At 64.6% G+C, this 2,565-nt stretch carries 2 protein-coding genes; both read left to right on the top strand.

Annotated features, from left to right (window positions below):
* A partial coding sequence (locus tag RFN28_RS34295; RefSeq protein ID WP_320291547.1) for a T1SS-143 repeat domain-containing protein occupies nucleotides 1-1,947 on the top strand: 1,947 nt, incomplete at its 5' end.
* Nucleotides 1,948-2,035: 88 nt separating this feature from the next.
* A partial coding sequence (locus RFN28_RS34290) for a cysteine peptidase family C39 domain-containing protein (RefSeq protein WP_320291548.1) occupies nucleotides 2,036-2,565 on the top strand: 530 nt, incomplete at its 3' end.

The following is a 2,565-nucleotide window of genomic DNA, read 5'->3' as shown; positions in this document are numbered from 1 at the left end:
CTTTCGGCGCCGATCGACGACGAAACGCCGCAGAACGGCTCCCCGGAAGGGACGGCCTCACTCGACATCAGTTCACTGATCCAGGCGAAGGACTTCGACGGCTCCAAGGTGGCGGCGGCCGGCAACGCGCTGACGCTGACCATCATCGACGACCAGCCGACGTTCATCGCAAACTCGTCGTCGTCGGGGAGCGTCGATGAGGACGCACTGTCGACCAATAAACTTCCCGACGCGACCGGTACGAGCGCCACGGCAACAGGCTCGGTCAGTTCGTTGTTCGCGCCGGGGGCTGACGTGCCGCTCTCGTTCACGATGTCAACCGACACCTCCAAGCTGCCGTCAAACCTGAAATCAGGCGGGACAGCGATAACCTACCTGGTGACGAGCAGCGGCGGCGTCGACACTTTGACCGCGAGCGCAGGAGCGACAACCGTGTTCACGCTGGCGCTGACCGAGGCGACGGGCGCCTGGACTTTCACGCTTAAGGCCCCCATCGATCAGGCGCCGGGAGCGAACGACTCGAGCCAGACCAAGCTCGACTTCAGTTCGCTGATCCTGGCGACCGACTATGACGGCAGCACTGCGACAGCTCCGGCCAACGCCTGGGCGGTCACGGTGATCGACGACGTGCCGTTTAACTTCAATCCGGAGGCGATCGTCAGCGCGGACAACGTCAAGGACGCCGCCGGATCGAGCTTTACCGGGAATCTGATCAACACGGATGCCGCCGACGGAACCGTCGATCCAAATAAGTTGCTCACCATCAAGGAACACGCCGGCGGCGACGGCTTCGGTGCCCTGACCTTTACCGGCACGAACGGCTCGAAGCTGACGGGCAAGCTCGACGGCGGCGCGACCACGAATCTGCAAGCGGGCGGGAGCGACATCTACCTGTTCGGCTTCGGCACGGGCACGCTGACCGCGACGACCGATTCGACCGGCGCCGGGCTTCCCGGCGGCGCGGGCGGATCCATCATTACGGCGGACGAGGTGTTCACAATCACCCTCGACGCCACCGCCGGCACTTACACCTACAACATGCTCCAGGCGATCAGCAACGGCTCGAACTTCACCTTCAGCGACTTCGCCGACGTGCCGGCCGGCAACTACGCGTGGTTCTCACTGCCGTTCAACCCAACGACGAAACAGCCCGTCAGCCCCGGCAAGTCGGTCGTCTTCACAGGGCTCTCGCCGGGCGTCGATACGGTCAATCCAAGCTCGATCGGCGTCGGCACGGACAAGCAGTCGGTCGCGCCCGGCAAGGCCATCCGCCTCGACTTCGTCGACAACGTCCACTCGATCACCACCACGACGGATCTGAAGTCGCTAAGCACGCTCGGCTATCTCGATCACTACGAGGTCAACAACGCGGGCTTCACACTGAGCCAGGTCAGTCCGACGGGAAAGACGGTCGACATCCGCCTCGACGCCTACGAGGTCCCGGAGGCGACGTCACTTTCGCCTGGAGGGACATTCCCTTCCGACGCGAGCGCCACGCATGAGGCAATCACCGAGGTCAAGATCGTGACCGAGGACGGGAGCGGCAACATCACCGGCACCCTCGCCGATTTCAAAGCGGATGGGACCAAGTCGTTCAGCACCGGCGGCGTCAGCCAGACCGTGACAGCGGACTTCGGGCCAACGGGCGACACCAATGGCGTAGATCTGACAGGTGTGAAGCTAGCGCCGGGAGAGTTTATCCTCGTCAGCACGGCGACCGGCTTCGATCGGCTGCTGGCGACCAATATCGGCACCGTCTACAACAATAAGGACTCCTTCGACATGGGCGCGGTGTCGGTCTCGACCTTCAATGTCGGCCAGCCCGTCAACATGTCCTTCAATCTCGCGCTGCAGGACTACGACGCGTTCAACAGCGGATCAAACACCAACCTCACGGAGGCAGGGACAGGCACACTCAACGTCAACCTGACGGCGCCCACAGTGTAGCGGTTTGGGGCTTCGGCCGAGCCGGCCCCCGGCTCGGCCCCTTTTTCGGGGGGTGGCAGTGGACCAAGGGAACAGTGACTTGACCGGGGTGACCGCGGAGGCCAAGCCGCCGCCCGAGCCAGCGCGTGCTCCGACCGAGCTGTCCAGGTTCGAACCAGCCCCCGCGCCGCCGGTCACGCCGGTTGACTCTGGCCTGGCCGGGCTGGCGGTGATCGCGGGATATTACCGTATCGCCGCCGATCCTGCGCAAATGCGCCATCAGCTCGCGCTGACGGGGCGCTTCGCTGCGGCCGAGGATATCGTCCGCGGCGCCAATATGCTGGAGCTGCGCTCGCGTATCCTGCGCGGCGTCACGGCCAAGCGGCTCGCCGCCGTTCCTTGTCCTGCCCTGATCGGCCTCAAGGACGGCACCTTCGGCGTGCTGGCGGCCTCACCCACAAAAGGGCTCGCGCGGCTGCTCGATCCGATCGGCCGCATTGCCCGGGAGCTGCCGATCGAGGACATCTTGGCGCTTTCCTCGGGCGAGGTCGTGCTGGTCACGCGCCGTCTGGGCGGGGCAGGCACAAACCCCAGAACTTTCGGATTCCGCTGGTTCCTACCTTCGATCCTGCGTTACCG

Source organism: Mesorhizobium album, from assembly GCF_033977205.1.
Taxonomy (GTDB): Bacteria; Pseudomonadota; Alphaproteobacteria; order Rhizobiales; family Rhizobiaceae; genus Mesorhizobium; species Mesorhizobium album.
This window is presented reverse-complemented; position numbering and strand designations above follow the sequence as displayed.